1 protein-coding gene is annotated in these 18,127 nt (G+C 75.5%); it reads right to left on the bottom strand.

Features of this window, described 5'->3' with window-relative positions; genetic code table 11:
• Window positions 1–116: 116 nt before the first annotated feature.
• Entirely contained in the window at window positions 117–18,110 is a 17,994-nt protein-coding gene (locus ACFP3R_RS09685; RefSeq protein ID WP_380634798.1) for a hypothetical protein, read from the bottom strand.
• Between the last annotated feature and the right edge of the window lie 17 nt (window positions 18,111–18,127).

Below are 18,127 nucleotides of genomic sequence, written 5' to 3'. Positions count from 1 at the left end.
CTGTGAGCGACGAGACAGCACCTCGGGTTCTTGATTGATTCACCTCACGGTTGCGCTGGTCCCGCTGTGCGGTGCTCATCACACGAAGGGGTGATGAGCACCGTCCACTGCGGACCTCAGACCGGTTGGTAGGCCACCACGCCGTTCGCCAGGACCTCCCGCACGGTGACCGTCTGCTCGGCGGCCAGGCCGAACGGGACCAGCACGACGGGCTGCGGCGAGTGCGGCGTCACGATGGCCAGGTTCACCCTCAGGTGGGTCGCGATCAGCCGCCCGGACAGGTCCCGGGCGTTGGTCGCCATGGCCTCCTCGGGACCCGCCTGCGGCGACCGGTTGCCCGGCTCCACCAGGGCGCGGTGGAAGTGGCCGTGGCGCATCGGGTGCCGGAGCAGGAACTCGGCCACGTGCTTCGGGTCGGCCCCGGTGACCACGGCCGAGCGCAGCACCCGCGGCGGGGTGCCGGTGGCCAGGCCCACCGCGTGGTACAGCCCGTTCGCTGCGGGCGGGGCCGGGGTGAACGGGGCCGTGCCGGGCGGCGCGTCGCCGTCCAGGTGCGGCAGCACGTCGTGCTCCAGGAACCGCAGCTGCCGCTTCGCCTCGCTGACCGGGTCGGAGGCCACCAGCTCGTGCGCGGCCACCACCTTGTGCTCCTGCGGCACGCCGACCTCCACGGCCGGCCGCACCACGTCGCCCGCGGCGTCGACGACCTCCCCGAACGGCGCCGGGGCGGGGGTGGAGATCGCCGGGTTGAACGGGTTGCGGTCGGCCGGCTCGCCGTACTCCGCGCGCGTCGCGGCGTCCGGGTCCCAGGTGGCCGCGCCCCGCCCGTCCGGCGGCAGCCGGAGCGGCTCGCCGAGCTCGTACGGGTCCTCGCCGACGCCCCGGCGGCGGTCGGCCAGCTTCATCCCGGTCTTGGCGTTGCGGCCGTCGACGAACCGCTCCATGACGTTCGGCAGCTGCGCGTGCGTCTGCGGCACCTTGGTCTTGCGCACCACGCCGTAGGCGATGCGGGACAGGTCGGTGCCGGTGGCGCCGTCGACGAAGTCGACCGCGAACGACACGCCGCGCACCGGGTGCCGGTTGTTCTGCGCGTCCGCCTTGAGGCGCTCGCGGGCGTCGTCCGGCGACACCTCACCGGCGGCCACGGCCGCCGCGTGCAGGGCGCTCAGCTCGGCGGCGTTGACCTCGTTCATCTTCTGCGCGAGGCGGCCGAACTCGGCGCCGCCCGGCCCGAACCGCACCTCCGGGTCGGCCAGCGCGACCAGCCCGTCGAAGAACAGGTTCGGCTCCGGCGTGTAGGGCAGCAGCGGGTGGATGCCGGCCTGGTTGCGCCGGGAGTGCATGTCGGCCGCGATGGACTGCTCGAAGCGGGCGAGGAAGCCCGGGTCGTCGAGCTTCGCCCGGTAGGCCCGCTTCTGCGCCGGGGTCGTGTCCGGGTCGGTGTCGATGCGGTGCCGCGTGTCGGCCACCAGCTGCCGCGGATCGGGGACCCGGTAGCCGCCGCCGACGACCAGGGGACGCGACGGCTGCGGGTCGTCGAGGCCGGTCGTGTCGCTGAGCAGGGCCGTGACGTGCTCGAACACGTGCGGGCCTGCCGCGGTGGTGCGGTCGCTCGGGTCGAAGTCCATCACCGCCACGTACGGGTGCCTGCCGTTGTGGGCCATGGCGAGCACGGCGAACTCGGTGGCGTTGTGCTCCAGCGTGGCGTTGCGGGTGGGGCCGAACCTGAAGTCGCCGCCGTGCGGGGGCAGCGCGGCCAGCGCCACCGGCTCCCGCCGCGCCGCGACGACCGGCGCCGCGGCGGCCACGGCGGCGTCGATGTCCTGCTGCCGCGCGGCGTTGACGCCGAAGACGAACGCGACGCGGTCGCGCAGCTCCGCCGGCACGTTCGCCATCACGCCGTCGACGACGTCGTCCAGGTCGCCCAGCTCGCCCGCCCGGACGATGGCGTTGACCACGAACGCGGGCGGCTGGTCGGCCTCGATGCCGCGGCGGGTCAGCTCCAGGTAGTCGTCCCCGGTCACCGGGTGCAGGGTGCGCCCGTTGGCCAGGTCCGCGAACGCGGCGTTGTGCGTCCCGCCCCGGTTGGTGAGGGTGACGGGGGCGGTCGTTCCCGCGTCGGCCATCTCGACGTCGTCGTCCGGGGCGTCCGACAGCTCGCTGTCGCTGTCGCCGTCGCCGTCGGCCAGGCCGAGGTCGTGGAACCGCTTGGTGGGCGGCTGGGACGGACCGGGGCCGAGGTCGGCCCCGCTGCGGGTGCGCTTGACCGCGTTCGGCGGCTGGGCGGAGGGGTCGACCTCGACGGGCAGGTCCGAGGCCAGGGCCCGCATCCGGTTCTCGACGAGCCACAGGTCGCGCGGCTTGAGGCTCACGTCGGCCTCGTCGATGCCCGCGGTCATGGGCGCGTTGTCGCCGACCACGCGGCCCCTGCCGTCCTGGTGCTGGAACACCGGCCGGGGTCCCGCGGTCTCCAGGTACTCGTCCTGGAGACCGAGGAAGTGGCCGATCTCGTGCGCGAGGCGGCGCGGGTCGGTGTCGACGGGCCAGTTCAGCTGGTTGGCGCGGCCGTCCGGGTCGCCGGCGGTGACGGTGGCGTGGGCGTCGGCGGGGTCGTCGGTGAACTCGACCGTGACGTGGAACTGCTCGCCGCCGGGGAGCCGGTTGCCCCGGTTGAACAGGGCTTCGACGCCCTCGTGGGTGCGGGTCTTCAGGTCCAGGAGCTCGGCCGGGTTCGCGGTGCCCGGGTCCAGGTGCAGCCTGACGGTGAAGTCGCGGACCGGGGTGCCGCCGATGTCCAGGACGCGCGTGTCGTAGGCGATGGGGCCGCGCCACGCCTTCATCCGGATGCCGTCCGGGCCGATGGTGGTGGTGTCGAGCACGCCGCCGTCCTCGCCCCGGACCCGGCCGGTGACCGGGGTGGTGGCGCGGGCCGCCGCGATGTCCTCGCCGGGCACGGCGCGGTCGTCGGCGAACCAGTCGGCGGTGGGCGCGGTGCTGTGCCGCCAGGACGGGTCGTCGAGGACCGGGTGGGGGCCCGCCGGTTCCGGTGACGTGATGGTCGTGCCGGTGACCCGCGCGCTTCGCGGGGTGGGGGGCGGGGTCCAGGTCTCGGCCCGCCTGAGGTCCCAGTCCACGTGGACGTCGGTGGTCGGGTCGGCGCCGGCGCGGACGGTGGCCTCGACGCCCCTGGCGGCCAGGTGGTCCCTGAGCAGGGGGGCGTTCGGGCCGGAGACCTCGACGGCGGGGCGCAGGTAGCCCTTGCGGTCGCGCAGGGCGTTCTGCTCGGCGATGTCGTGCGCGAGGGCGTCGAGCCGGGCGCGGTCGGGCCCGGTGAGGTCGGTGCCGCCCGGTGGGAGGTCGAGGGTCAGCTCCGGCTTGGGGCCGCGTTCGGCCCGGGTGGTGGTCGGGCCGGTGGGGTCGGCGGCCCGGGTGGTGGTCGGCGGGGTCGGCGGGGCGGTCCGCGGTGCGGCGGGGGTCTGCGGTGCCGGGGTCGAACCGGGGACGGGCGGGGGTGCGACCGAGGGGCTTCCGGTGGACGTGCCCGTGGTGGACGTGCCTGCCGTGGCGGTGGCCGCGGTGGTCCCGGCGGGAGGCGGCGTGCCGTTGGCCGCGGGGGGCGGGGTGGCGTTGTAGGCGCTCACCTGGCCGTCCACCACGCGCTTGGCGCCCCACCAGGCCAACTGCTCGCCGTCGGCCCTGGCGCGGGCGTCGTTCAGCGCGACCTCGGCCGCGGTGATCAGGGCCTCCCGCGCCTCCCGCGCGCGGACCAGGGCGTCGTGGGCGGCCCTCGCCCGGTCGCGGGCCTCCCGCGCCTCGCGGGCGGCGCGCTGCTGCTCGCGCAGGTCCTCCTTGGCCGTGTCGACGGCGGCCCGCGCGGTCTCCAGGTCGGTTTCCGCCCCGGTCAGCGCCTCCCGCGTCCTGGTCAGCTCGGCGTGGGCCTCGGTGGCGGTCAGCTCGGCGAGCTGCCGCGCCCGCTCGTCCGCGTCGAGCCGCTCCCGCGCCCCGGTCAGCTCCCGGGTCAGCCCCTCGACCTCGTCCCGCACGCCGTCGCGGGCGGCGCGGGCCGCGTCTGCGGCGGGCGGCTCGGCGGTCCGCAACGCCTCCTCGGCCCGCGCCAGGCGCTCGGCGGCGTCGTCGAGGCGGGTCTCCAGGCCCTTGACCGAGGCGCCGCTCTCCGCCGCGTCGTGGGTCGCGTCGTCGAGGGCCTCGTCCGCGTTCTGGGCGGCGAAGTCCAGCCCGGTGACCCGGGTCTTGAGGTCGGTGACGACCTGCCGGAGCCCGGTCACCTCGCCGCGGGCGTCGTCGAGGGCGGTCTCCAGGTCGGCGACCCCGGCCGATTCCCCCAGGTCGGTGTCGATGCCGGTGTTCAGCCCGATCGCCAGCACGGTCAGCGCGTCGTCGGTCCTGGCCAGCTCGGCGGCGACCTCGTTGACGGTGCGCTGGGCGGCGTGGCGGGCCCGGTCGACCTCCACCTCCGCGTCGCGCCACGCCTTCGCCGCCGCCTTGACGTCGTCCTGGGCCCGGTCCAGCTCGGCGGGGAAGGCGCCCAGCAGGGCCTCGACCTCGGGCGCGGGCATCCGCGCGGCCGCGGACGCGGGCACCGCCAGGTCCACCACCCCGAGCCGGCCGCCGACCCGGGCGACCACCCGGTACTCGACGTCGAACTCCACCAGACCGGTGCGGCCCTGCGGCTTGAGGTTGGTCGTCCGGTTGTCGGTCGCGCCGCCGGACACGGCCTGCGAGTCCTCGGACCCGTGCCGCAGCTCGACGCCGCCGGTGGTGAAGTTGACCGTGTCCTCGGGCTGCGGCCCCTGCTTCACCGCCGCGTTGCCGGTGGCGAAGCCCACCGACACGTCCGGCGTCTCGCTGACCTTCGCCTCGCCGCTGGTGGTGCTCACGACGGACGTGGGGTTCTCCAGCTTCACCCCGTCGCTCAGCGCGCCGAGCCGGGGGTTCACCAGCCGCGCGTAGACCCGGACGTCGGCGTCCTGGCCGAACAGCAGCGCCGCCTCGTGCAGGCCGGGCACGACCAGCGACCCGTCGGTCATGCCGGGCAGGTTCGGCTGGAGGTTCTCCTGGCTGATCGTGGACAGCACGGTGTTGAGCGGTCCGGTGCCCTTGCCGACGAGGCCCTGGTTCGCGCCCGCCGCGACGAGCGCCCGCACGGCCGCGTCCCGCAGGTCGCCGACGCCGCGCAGGTTCTCGATCGACGCCGACACCGGCAGCTGGGTGGCCCCGGGCGCCTGCTGCCACGCCCGGACCTCGGCCCGCCCGCCGAACTCGGCGCCGCGCTTGACGGCCGCCGCCAGGTAGGGCAGGCCCGGGGTGGCCGCGGGGTCGTCGACCTTGAGGTTGTCCGCGTGCAGCCGGACGCCGATCTCCCGGGGGCCGCCGGCCGCCCTGGCGATCTCCTGGTCGCCCTTCTCCACCACCAGCTCGAACTCGATCGGCACGGTGTACCGCGCGGCCGGGCCGCCGCCCGCGCGCAGGTGGCCGAACTGCCGGGTGGTGGCGTCGGTGACCGCGGTCGACCGCGCGTGGTTGAGGTTGGCCGACGCGATCACGCCCGCCGTGCCGGTGACGTTCGGGTTCGCGCTGCCCGGCTGCGCCAGGCCCGGCGCCTTGAGCCCGATGCCCCAGCCCGTGCCCCGGCCCCGGCTGTCGGACAGCTTGTCGGCGGCGGCGATCGTGTGCTCGACGTCGACGCCGTCGTTGACCACCCGGTCGAACCTCGGCGTGCCGGCCTTCGCGCGCAGCGTGACCTGGAACGAGTCCTTGCCGAAGGTGCCCGGCTGGTGCACCAGCAGCGGCACGCCGCCGTCCAGCGCGCTGTCGATCATCGCCTTGACCGAGGTCCGGGAGCTGAAGTCGACCAACCGCTGGAGGTTGTTCATCGAGTCCTCCAGCACCGAGTCCGGCACCAGCGGCTCGCCGAACCTCCTGGCGGTCTTGCCGTTGACCTCGGTCACCAGCTCGTCGACCAGGTCGGACAGGTCCGGCACGTCGTCCACGGCGGACAGCCCGAGCGAGCCGGGCTCGCCGGGGGCGACGGTGCGCGGCGGCGCCAGGGCGGGGAACACCGCGGGCACGTTCGGCGTCACGTTCGGCAGCACGCCCAGCTCGCGCGCCACGTCCTCGGTGACCCGCGCGAACACCGCCTTGGGCAGCGTCACGACGGCGCCCTCGGCGCGCGGCGTGCCGCCGTGCCACACGTTGCCCGCGCGGCTCTCGGCGGTGATCGTCACGTCCGCGTCGAGCTGGATCAGCACGGTCCGCCCGTCGGCCGGGGTGACCACGTTGCGGTCCACGGTGCCGCTGACCTCGCGGGCCCGGGACGTCGTGTCCGACCACGGCGTGACCTTGCCCGCCACCGCGACACCGCCCGCGCCGCTCGCCGGGACCGGCTCGCCGGCCGCCGGCGGGGTGGCGTTCGGCCGGATGGGCACGTTGACGCCGCCGGTGATGTCGACGGAACGGTTGGTCGTGGTGCTGTCGCCCGCCTTGTAGCCGCCGGTGACCGCGTTCTCGGTGCCGGTGGTGTCGGAGATCGAGACCAGCCGGGGCTTGCTCAGCGCCACGGACATGCCGACGGAGCCGGTGCGGTCGGTGATCCGCCGGTCGTACTTGAGGCCCTGCTCCTGCATCCCGGTCTCGACCAGCCTGCGCAGGTTGGCCTTGATGTTCTCCGGGCTGAACATCCGGTCGACCTGGTGGCGCGACTCCGTGCCGGGCACGGTCAGCGCCGGGTCGCCGCCGGCGGCCCTGGTGATCACGTCGATCGCCGCCCGGTGCAGCGCGGTGGTGTTGGCCACCGCCTCGACGTGCAGGAACTCGGGCGAGTGCGTCGCGGGACGGGTGGTGAGCAGCTCCTTGACGGTCGGCGCGCCGGTCAGCTGCCGCACCCGCGGCTCGCCCGGCCGGAAGCCCGCCGGGTCGGCGGTCATCGCGGAGCCGTCCGACACCCACAGGTTCGCCGTGCCGTGGACCAGGGGCAGGATCTCGGGGTTGTCCGGGTCGGCGGGGTCGAGCGCCGGGCCGCCGACGGTGCGGGCCACCACGCGCGGGGTCGGGGCCTCGGGCTTCCAGCTGAACGAGGGCGTCACCCGCTGGACCCAGGAGCGCGGCCGGGTGAACGTGGTGATCTCGACCTCGAACTCCACGTCGCCCTGGAACACCTGGGCGTCGGCGCTGCCCACGTTCAACGAGGTGGCGTTGACCGTCGGGCCGCCGGTGTTCCTCGTGGTCCACGAGTGGTTGTACTTCACGCCGACCTGAGGGGTCGGCCGCAGCGCGGCGGCCGCGGTCACGGCCGGGACCACCACCCTGCCCTCGACGCCGCCGCTCCAGCCCTTGGTGGTGGCCGTGGCGCTGTCCAGCCTGGGGCCGCTGGACGCGGAGGCGCGCACGTTGCGCCCGTCGGCCTGGCCCAGGTGGGTCGTGTTCTTCAGCTTCGCCTTGACGGTGACGTTGACGTAGGTGTTGGTGGTGGCGCCGGGGTGCTTGAGCTGGACCTGCACGCCGGGCCCCAGCAGGCTGTCCACGTTGGACCGCAGGGCGGCCGGGGTCAGCAGGGTGAGCTTGCGCTGGTTGGCCAGCCGCGCGCCCACGTCGGCGAAGTCCTTGCCCTTGCCGCTGCGCGGGTTCGAGCTCCGGTCGTTCCAGGTGGGCAGCAGCCCCTCCAGGCCCTTGACGTTGCGCAGCGCGCCCTCCACCTGGGGGAGCACCCGGTTCGCCGGCTCGAAGTCGCCGACCCGCGCGTTGCCCGCGGCGAACGCGCCGGCCAGGTACGGCGGGGCCCAGCGCGGGGTGTCGGTCCGCTCCGCCACGCCCCTGCGGGTGTGCTCCGGCACGGGCAGGTCGAGCGCCGCGGCCTCCGGCAGGCCCAGCCGCACGTAGGTGGTGACGGGCACGGTGACGTTGTCGCCGCTGGGGGTGCGCACCTCCAGCTCGGCGGTCACCCGGTACAGGCCGGTGCCGCCCTTGACCTGGATGCCGGTGCGGTTGGTGGTGGCGGTGCCCGCGCTGGAGCTGTCCGCCGTGCGGGCGGAGTAGCCGAGGGTGGCGCCGACCTGGCCGTTGACCGCGGTGGGCACGCCGATGTTGCCGCCGAGCCCGCCGGTGAGGTCGAACCCGGACTTGGACGTCGCGGTGACGCCCGTGCCGAACGCGGTGCTCTCGTGCACGCGCAGCTGGGCGTCGGAGTGCACGCCGACCAGCTCGGCGGACCGCAGGTGGGCCCGCACCTGCACGGCGGCGCCCTTGCTGCCGTGGGGGCTGACGAGGTCGGGCGAGGTGACCCAGCCGCCGAGCATGGCGCCCAGGTTGTCGCGCACGGTGGTCCCGCTCAGGAACGTCCGCAGGGCGGTGCGGCCCGGCGCGCCGAGCTTGGTGATCGACGGGTGCAGCCTGGCCGCCACGTCGGTGAACAGGGCCTTCCCGTCGAGGTCGACGACCGCCTCGGGGACCAGGTGCTCGACCCGCGCGCCCCAGTCGGCGGCCGGCGGGTTCGGGTTCGGCGCGGTGGTCGGCCTGGAGTCGACGATGGTGGTCAGGTCGTCGGGGACCTGGAGGGTGACGCCCACCGGGCCGCCCGCGTCGGTGAGCACCGGCGTGGACTGCCGGACCCGGCCGGCCGCGTCGGTGAGCGTGACCTGGAAGGCGACCGGGACGTCGGCCCGGGTGGAGCCCTCGCCGGAGCGGATGATCCGCTGGTCGGTGGTCGACGTCGAGGTGGTGGTGCTGCTCGCCGGGGCGGCGAACTGGGCCTTGCCGGCCAGCGAGCCGTACGGGCCCATGGGGGTGCCGGCGGTGGCGGCCAGGCCGAGGTCGCGGGCGCCGGCCAGGGTGCCGGTGCTGGACGAGCTGGTGCCGCTCTGCACGGCCAGGTCCACCTTGGTGGGGGTGGTGGGGGTGGTGAGGGCCGCGTCCTGGTCGGCCGGCGGGAGCGGGGTGGCCCGGACGTTGGCCTCGAACCACTGGTTGCCGATCCTGACCTGGAAGTCGCGGCCCTGGCCCAGGAACGACTCGAACTCGCCCTCGACGGCCTCGCGGATGCGGGTCGCGTCGGCCTCGGCGAGGCCGTCGACGGCGGCGGCGACCCTGGCCGCGCCCCGCACCTCGACCGCGGCGATCGTGCCCAGGGCCTGGCCGGTCTGGAAGAACTCCGGGAGGTTGCGGGTGGTGATGACCGGCGTCCGGGGGGACGGGGTGAGCGTGGCCAGGGGGATCGGCGCGGTGGGGGCGGGGCGGTGCGAGCGGCTCGGGGCGTTCGGGAGCTGCACGTCCGCGTCGGTGTCGGGGGCGCTGGTGGCGCGGGTGTCGGTGGGCGGCGTGTGGGCGGTGTCGGTGCCCGGCGTGCCGGTGGCGCGGGTGTCGGCGGACGGGGTGTCGGCGGACGGGGTGGCGGGGGTCGGGGTGCTCGGGACCGCCGGCGGGGCGGAGCGGGTGCTCGGGACCTCGGCGGCCGGTTCGGGCTTGGGCGGCGCGCCCCTGGTCTGCGGCACGGGCGGGGTGTAGCGGCTGTAGGTCGTCCGGCCGCCGGGGTTCGGGTTCGCCTGGACGTGGATCGCCGGGGGCAGCCGCCTCGGCACCTTGCCCAGCGGGGTGTACGTCGTCGGGGCCCGGCCCGGCTCGTGCACCGTGATCGGGGTCTTGAGCTGCGTCGCGATCGCCTGGGCGGCGAGCTTGTCGGCGTTGGCGGCGCTCTCGGCGCGGTCCCGCGCGTCGGTCTCGGCCTCGGCCCGCGCCTCCGCCTCGAACTCGGCCCGGGTCTCGGCGTCGAACTCCGCCGCCGGGCCTCCGTTCGGCGCGGTGTCCGGGTTGTCGTTGACCCACAGGTCGAGCCCGGGGATCTCCGTCGCCACGGCGGACAGGTCCGGCGCGGCGGGCGGCGTCGGCTGCACGAAGGCCATCCACACGTCGCCGGGCGCGGCCGGGTTGTCCAGCGTGAAGTCCGCGATGGCCTTGGCCACGCGCTTGTTCTCGGCGCCCGGCAGGCCGCGGTCGGCGACGGACTTCACCACGTCCGCGCGGAGCCGGGCGGGGTCGGTGCCGGGCTTGCCGGCGGCCACCGCCCGGAACAGGCCGTCGGGGGCCGGCGGCGGGGCCTGCGGGGAGGCGAGGAAGTCGCCGATCGCGGCGAACCTGCGCTGCACCAGCCCCTCCGGGGTGGACATCGCGGCGTTGACGCCGGTGATCCGCTTCTCGGTGAGGTCGGCCTGGTCGATGCCCGCGACCACGCCCCGGCCGGGCACCTCCGCGTGGAGCGCCCGGTCGAGGTTGTGGTCCACCTCCCGGCTCTTGCCCGCCTTGCTGGTCTCGGTGGTCCTGCCGACGCCCAGGTCCTTGTCGACCGCGGCCGACGCGGCCGGGTCGGTCGGGTGCCACCCGGAGGCGGCCGACGGCGTGCCCACCGGGACGGGACCGGTCGCGAACACCACCCGCAGCGGCTCGCGGTTGGCGGGGTCGTTCTTGGCGAAGGTGTCGCGGAAGTTCGCGAGGCTCGTGCCGCTCTTCTCGCCCTGGGAGGCGAAGTAGCGGTCCGCGACGTTCGCCAGGGCGGCGTGGGTCTGCGGCACCTGGCCCTTGACGGCGTAGCCGAGGGCCAGCCGCGACAGGTCCGTCTCGACCGCCGCGCCCTGGAAGTCCGTGGTGAAGGCGGTGACGCGCACCGGGTGCCGGTAGGTCTTGGCGTCGACCTCCAGGTTGGACAGCTTCGCCTCGTACTCGCGCGCCGCCGCCTCGGGGTCGAGGCCGGACCGACCGATGTCGGCGATCTCCCGGTTGTAGACGGCGCCGAGCTCCTCGGCGTAGAACCGGTTCAGCGACCGGCCGAGCGCGGAGAACTCCGCGCCGCCGTCGCCGAACCGCACGGCCGGGTCGACCACCGGCGGGATGGCGTCGATGAACAGGTTCGGCTCGGGCGTGTAGGGCAGCAGCGGGCTGGTCTTCGCCTGCTCCACGCGCGAGGCCATGTCGTGCTGGACCTGCCGGGTGAAGTCGGCGATGAAGGCCGGGGTGAGCTTCGCCTCCGCCTTGACCAGCTTGTCGATCTTCTTCTGGAGGTCGGGGTCCACCTCGCCGTCGGTGTCCAACTGGCTGTCCCTGGTCGCGTTGAGCTTGGCCAGCTCCCGCGCCAGGCGCGCTTGCGTCTCCGCGAGGAGCGCGGCCTGGTCGCCCACCCGGTAGCCGCCGCTGACCATCAGCGGGCGGGTCGTCGCCGAGCCCTCGAACTTCGAGCCGATGTCCATGCCCTCGGCGACGTGCCGGAAGACGTGCTTGCCGGACGGCACGTCGCGGGAGCCCTCGTCGAAGTCCTGCACCGCGAGGTAGGGGTGGTTGCCGTTGGCGGCCAGGGCGCCGACGGCGAACCTGTTGGCCTCGCCGGTCATGGTCTCGTTGCGGACCGTGCCGTACGGGAAGTTGCCCTTCTCGTCCAGCTCGAACGTGATCCCGGTCAGCGCGATCGGGTGCTCCAGGTCCTGGATCACGCCGTCCAGCTCGGCGAGCTTCGCGCTCAGCTCCGCTTCCCGGCCCACCCTCGCGTTGACGCCGATGACGAACGCGACCCGGCCGTCCAGGCCCTCGGCGTTGGTCATGATGCTGTCGACGACGTCCTTCAGGGACCCGGCGTCGTCGATGCCGACGATCGCGTTGACCACGAACGCGACGGGCCTGCCCTCCCCGACGCTGCGCCTCAGGTCGGCCAGGTAGGTCTGCCTGGTCGGCAGCGACACGTCCCGGCCGTTGGCGAGGCCGGCGAACGCGGGGTTGTACCTCGTGTTGGCGCTCAGCGACAGGCCGGCGAGGTCGTTGGCCAGGGCGTTCGCGTCGGCCTGGGTGTCGGGGTCGGTCATGGCGGCGTCGCCGTCGGTGGCGATCGAGCTGACGTCGTGGTCCCAGGTGACGTTCGAGATCGGGTCCTGGTCGAGGTCCAGGTCCTCGTCGACGTCCATGCCGGTGGCGGTGCCGGTGCTCGTGCCGGGGGTCGACGGGCCGGGCTCGGTGAACCCGGGCAGGTCGTTGCCGCGGGTGCGCTTCGGCACGCTCGGCGCGTCGGTCGTGGTGTTCGGGACGGGCGCGGCGGGGCCGTCGGCGGGTTCCTCGCGCTTGCGCTTGCCGTCGATCGGGGCCGAGCGGGTGCTGCCGGTCGGTGGTGTCGCGGTCGGGGAGGTCGCGATCGGGGAGGTCGCGGTCGGCGGTCGGAGGGCGGGCGCGATCGTGGGGCCGGTGTCGCTCAGGCGGGTGTCGGGCACCATGACCTGGCTGTTCGCCGCGCGCTCGACCAGCCACAGGTGGCGGGGGCGCAGGCCGGGGTCCGTGGTGTGGACGTCCGTGCCCATCATGCCGCCGTCGCCGGTGACGACCGCCGAGTGCGTGCCGTCGTCCGGCTTGCTCAGGAAGATCCGCGCCGGGTCCCGGTACTCGTCGGGCACCCCGAGGTAGTGCAGGGTCTCGTGGGCCAGGACCTCGGGGCTCGCGTCCGGGTTCCAGTGCAGCTGGTCGGTGTCCTGGTCGCCCACCTCGATCGTGGTGTGCGCCTCGGCCGGGTCGTCGGTGAACTCCAGGGTGACGTGGAACTGGTCGCCGCCCGGCAGGTGGTTGCCCCGGTTGAGCAGCTTGTCCACGCCCTGGGCGGCGTTGTCGCGGACCCGGGCGACCGTCTCCGGGTCGACGCCCTCGCCGGGGGTGAGGTGCACCTTGACCGTGAAGTCCTTGACCCACGCGCCGTTGTCGGCCTCGATGCGGCGCAGGTCGTACCTGATCAGGCCCTGCTCGGACCTGAGGTCGGTGACGGTGCTGTCGGTGCGGACGTCGGCGACCTCGGTGTCCACGGTGCGGACGTGCGCGCCGTCCCGGCGGTCCTGCCACTGGCCGGGGTCGACCTTGCCGTCCGTGCCGAACCAGTCGGCGGTCTTGGCGCGGCTGTGCCGCCAGGACTCGTCGTTCAGGACGTCCGCGGCCCGCTCGCGCGGGGGCGCGGTGTCGGTGCCGGTGTCGGGAGTGCCGGGGTTCGGGGTGCCGGGGTTGTCGGCGGTGGGGGTGGAGGGGACCACCGGGGGCGCGCCGCGCGTGGCCGGGGGCGCGGGCGGCGGGGTGCCGTTGTCGGGGTTGCCGTTGTCCGGGTTGCCGTTGTTCGGGTTGCCGTTCGGGCCCCGGTCGGCGCCCGGGTTCGACGGCGGCGGGGCGACCGGGGGCGCGTCGAGCGCGGTGATGGCGTCGTTCGCGCGCACCAGCTGCTCGAACGCCCGGTCCACGTCGGCGTCCAGTTGGGCCTGCTGCTCGGGGGTGGGGTAGTCGCGCTGCGCCTCCAGGCGCGTCTCGACCGCCCGGTCCACCTCGGCCACGGCCCGCTCGCGGTCCAGCTCGGCCTGCGCGCGGTTGTACTGGCCGAGGGCGTTGTCCACGTCGGCGTCGAGCCGGGCCTGCTGCTCGGGGGTGGGGTAGTCGCGCTGGGCCTCCAGGCGCGCCTCGACGGCCTGGTCCACGGCGGTGACCGCGTCGTCCAGGCCCTGCTCCGCCTCGGTGCGCGGCGGGGCGGTCTCGGCCGGGGCCTCCCGCACCGGCGGGGCCTCCTGGACCGGCGCGGGTTCGGGCGCGGCCGGCGGGGCCGTCTCCGGCATGACGACGTCGGCGGTCAGGTCCAGGTCCTGGCCGTGCTGGAGGGCGGTGGCGATCTCGTCGAGCGAGTAGCCGCCCTGGAACAGCGCGGGCATCTCCGGCAGCACGACCGGCTGGAAGCCCTGCTCCAGCAGCAGCCGGGGGAGCAGCAGGTGGACGTTGAGCCGGCGGTTGCCGTCCGCGAACGGGTGGATGATGTGCGAGGTGCGCACCACGCGGGCGATCGCGCGCAGTCGCTCGTGGTCGGTCCGCGCGTTCGCGGCGTCCTGGTAGTAGGTGTCCAGGACGGTGTCGATCAGCTGCGGCGCCTGGTCGGAGTTGTAGTTGGTGCGGATCGACTTGTTGCCGTAGGTGAACGAGTCGAGGATCGTCAGCGGGTCCGGGATGCTGTCGCGCTCGGACAGCGGGGTGGCGAACCACTCCCGCATGTCGATCATCAACGGCCGGTCGCCCACCGTGTCGGTGAGCACGTCCGGGTGCGGCGCGTCGGCGCGCAGCGGGAAGTCGGTCGGCACGATCCCGCCGCCGGGGGCCCGCTGGCCGGACCAGTCGAACTGCTCGTTCAGGTTCTTGGTCGCCAGCTCGTGCATGCGCTTGTAGTCGGCCGACGTCAGCCGCTGCACGGACATGTCCGGCGGGTTCAGGACCTCGTTGTAGGCGTCGACCATGCTCTGCTGGAAGCCGGGCGACTCCTGCGTGTCGTACAGGAAGCCGGGGTCGTCCGGGAACTTCCGCTGGGCCTCCGCGTGGTGGCGGGGGTCGAGGTAGAGCCGCCACCACTGCTCGCGCGGCAGCACGGACTCCAGGTTGCGCGGTTCGCGGGGCGGCGGCGCGGTGTCCGTGCCGGTCGGCGGCGACTCGACCTCGGTGCCGGACGGCGGCGGGGTGCCGAACGCGCGCTCGTGCCACTGCTGGAAGGACTGCTCGGGCGGGGTCTCGGCCCGCTCGACGGCCTCGACGTCCCGGGCGGCCTCGCGGGCCCTGGTGGACGCGGTCTCGACGTCGCCTTCGAACCGCGCGACCACGTCCGGGTCCGCGCCGTCGGTGATGGCCTCGTACCTGGTCTGGACGGCCTGGTCGAGGTCCTGGCGGGCGCTGTCGTAGTTGGCCTGGGCCTCGGACAGCGCGGGGGACGGGGACCTCGGCGCCGGCGCGGCGGTCTCGACCTCGGCATCGGTGCCGGTGTCGGTCGTCGGTGATGCGGGCTCCGGCGTCGGCGGCACGGGGAAGTTGGTGAACACCGAGGTGTCGATCGGCGCGGGCGACGCGATCGGCGGCAGCGGCGCGGGCGCGGGTGTGGTCGGAGCGGCCGGCGGTGGCGGCTGGTTGCGGTGCAGCAGCCGGTTCACCACGTCGCGGAACTTCGACGGCGCGCCGCCGAGCAGCCGTGGGCGTTCGCCGAGGGACCGGTCCCGCACGTCGGCTTCGGCCTGGAGGAGCCGGATCGGGTCGTTGCCCCAGGCTCGGACGTCGTTGGCGGCCTGGTCGAAGCGGGTCTGCGCGACGTCCAGCCTGCGCTGGGCGCTGTCGAGGTCGGCGTTCGCGGTGGAGGGACCGGCCACGTCCACGCGGGCCTGGGCCACGTCGACGTCGCCCAGGGCCGCTTCGAGGTCGTGCTCGGCCTGCTTGAAGTCGCCCCACGCCTGCTCACGGGTGTTGGGGAAGCCCTCGCGCTGCTTGCCCCGGTTCGGTCCGGGGTGGCCGTTGGCGTCGCTGTGCAGGATCGCGGCGAACTCGGCGTCGGCGGCCGGGTCGAGGACGAGGGGGGTGGAGGGGGCGTTCGGCCGGGCGGACTTCGGCTTGGCGGCCGGCGGGGGCGGGGTCGTGACGGGCAGCGGTGCCACGACCGGGGTTGCCACGGCTGGTGTTGCCGCGGCCGGCTGCTGGGTCGGGGGCTGGGGTGCGGGCTGCTGGGTCGGGGGCTGGGTGGTGGGTTGCTGGGTGGGCGGAGGCGTGGTGTTGGCCTCCGGTGCGGCGGGCGGTGCGGAGCCCTTGGGCGGCTGGGTGCCGGGACCGGTGGTCCTGGGGCTGTCGGTCGCGGGTGCGCCGGGGGTCTTGGGCGCGTCGCCCGGGGGCGGGGTGAAGGCCACCGGGGCGGGGGTGGCTGCCGGCGGGGCGCTGGTGACCGGCGGGGACGCCGGCGGCAGGGGCGACTTGGCCGCCGGTGCCGGGGAGTTCGCGGCCGGTGGAGGGGTGGTGGTGGCCGGCGGAGTGGTGCTGACCGGTGGAGTGCTGACCGGTGGAGTGGTGGTGGCCGGCGGCGGGGGTGTGAACCCGGTGGCCGGCGGCGTGGTCGTGGGCGTCGCGGAGGCCGGGGGTGCCGTCACGGGAGGTGTGACGGACGTGATCGGGGTGGGCTTCGGCGCGGGCGGCGGGGTGGAGGGCGAGGTCGGCGGCGCCTTGGTGATGTTCCCGTCCGCCGTGGGCGGCTTGGGCGCGTCGAACACGCCCGCGCCCGGCCCACCGGTGAACCTGCTCGACCGGTCCGCGGGCTGGCCGGCCGGACCGGGAGCGCCCGCCGCCGGGGGTGCGGCGGCGAGGGGCGGGGCACCGACCGGCGGGATGCCGACCGGGGGCGCGGTGGAGCCCGGCTTCGGTGCTGCCGGCGGCGCTGTGGAGGTGCTCGGGGGAGCGGAGGGCGACGGGGTGCTGGTCGGGGGCGTGGTCGTCGGGGACGGCACCGCGCCCACCGGGGCGCCGGCGGTCGGCTTCGGGGCCGGGGCGGACGAGGCCGGGGGTGTGGTGGTCGGCGACGGTGTGGTGCCTGTGGTCGGGGGCGCGGTGGTCGGGGGCGCGGTGACCGGCGGTGTGGTGCCCACCGGGATGCCGGTGGTCGGCTTCGGCGCGGGCGGCGGGGTGGACGACGAGGTCGGCGGCGCCTTGGTGATGGTGCCGTCGCCGGTCGGGGACTTGGGCGCGTCGAACGTGCCCTTGCCCGGCCCGCCGGTGAACTTGCTCGACCGGTCCGTCCCCCCGGCGCCCGGAGCGCCGGGAGCGCCCATGGGGCCACCGGCCATGGGCGGCGCGGTGGGGACGCCGACCGGCCCGCCGGACGGCGCGCCGGAGACGCGGGCCGCCGCCGAACCCGCGCCCGGTGGCGTCGACACCCCGCTCACCGGGCCCGAGCCCGGAGCGGTGCCGCCCTTGCCCACCGGACCGCCCGCTGCCGGACCGCCCGCAGTGGGACCGCCCGCGGCGGGACCGCCGGGAAGGCCGGTCACCGGGCTGACCGAAGGCCCACCGGTGGCCTTCGACCCGCCGGGCGACGGCGATCCGCTCGCGCCCGGGACGTTGGCGATGGGGCTGACCGAAGGCCCACCGGGCGTGCGCGAACCACCCGGCGAGGGCGTGCCGCCGGCACCGGGGAGGTTGGTGATCGGGCCGACCGAAGGGCCGGTCGACCCGCGCGAGCCACCCGGCGCGTTCGGGCTCGACCCGCCCGGGAGCGAGGTGATCGGGCCGACCGAGGCCCCGCCGGTTCCCCTGGGACCGCCCGACGGCGAGTTGGCGCCGGCGCCGGGGAGCCCGGTGATCGGACCCACGCCGGGTCCACCGGGCGCCCTGGACCCACCGGTCCCGTTGGGCCCGGTCGAGCCGGGCGGACCGGTGATGGGGCCGACGGCCGACCCGCCCGGTCCGCGAGACCCACCGGTCCCATTGGGACCGGTCGAGCCGGGCAGGTTGGGCCCCTGCGTGACCCTGGGCCCGTCGGCCCCGCGCGATCCGCCGGGCGTGCCGGGCCCGGTCGCGCCGGAGAGGGTGGGCCCCTGGGTGACCTTCGGTCCGCCGGGTCCACGCGACCCGCCGGGCGCATTGGGTCCGGTCGACCCGGGCAGGTTGGGCCCCTGGGTCACCTTCGAGCCACCCGGCCCGCGCGACCCGCCGGGCGTGCCGGGCCCGGTGGCACCGGGCAGGGTCGGCCCCTGCGTGACCTTCGACCCGTCAGGCCCGCGCGACCCGCCGGAGGTGCCGGGTCCGGTCGCGCCGGGCAGGGTCGGCCCCTGGGAGGTCTTCGGCCCACCCGGCGGGGAGGAGCCCGGTCCGGCGCCGGGTGAGCCCGGCAGCTTCTGCGCGTCCCAGTTGGGGTCGATCTTCTTGAACTGGTCCCGGCTGAACTGGTCGTTGTTGACGTGCGACTGCGCGGTGGCCTTGATCCCCTGCTGCACGTTCCCCATGGCGTTGGCGGCGTTGCTCGCCTGCTGCACCGACGCGTCGTTGGAGCTGTTCAGCGCGGGCACCGCGACGATCCCGATCGGACCCAGCGCGTTCGGCCCCAGCTTCAGCCCCTGCAACCCGCCGGAGATCGCCGCGAGCCGGGACTGGAGGTCGCCCGCCTTGTTCTGGAGGCCCTGCATGGACGACTCGCTGATGCCGAACCCGGAGTTGCCGGTCGGCCCGCCCACCGGGGGCGGCGGCGGGGACGTCGGTGGCGCGGACGGGTTGCTGGAGGGGTTGCCCCCGGGGTTCGCGTCTGCGCCACCGCGCGCCATGGTTGCCTTCCCGAAAT

This window comes from Saccharothrix lopnurensis (assembly GCF_042658445.1).
Classification (GTDB): Bacteria; Actinomycetota; Actinomycetes; order Mycobacteriales; family Pseudonocardiaceae; genus Actinosynnema; species Actinosynnema lopnurensis.
This window is presented reverse-complemented; position numbering and strand designations above follow the sequence as displayed.

What these genes read in the sequence shown, in the direction of transcription:
- ACFP3R_RS09685 (WP_380634798.1), bottom strand. Translation starts at nt 18,110, where the DNA reads ATGGCGCGCGGTGGCGCAGACGCGAACCCCGGGGGCAACCCCTCCAGC.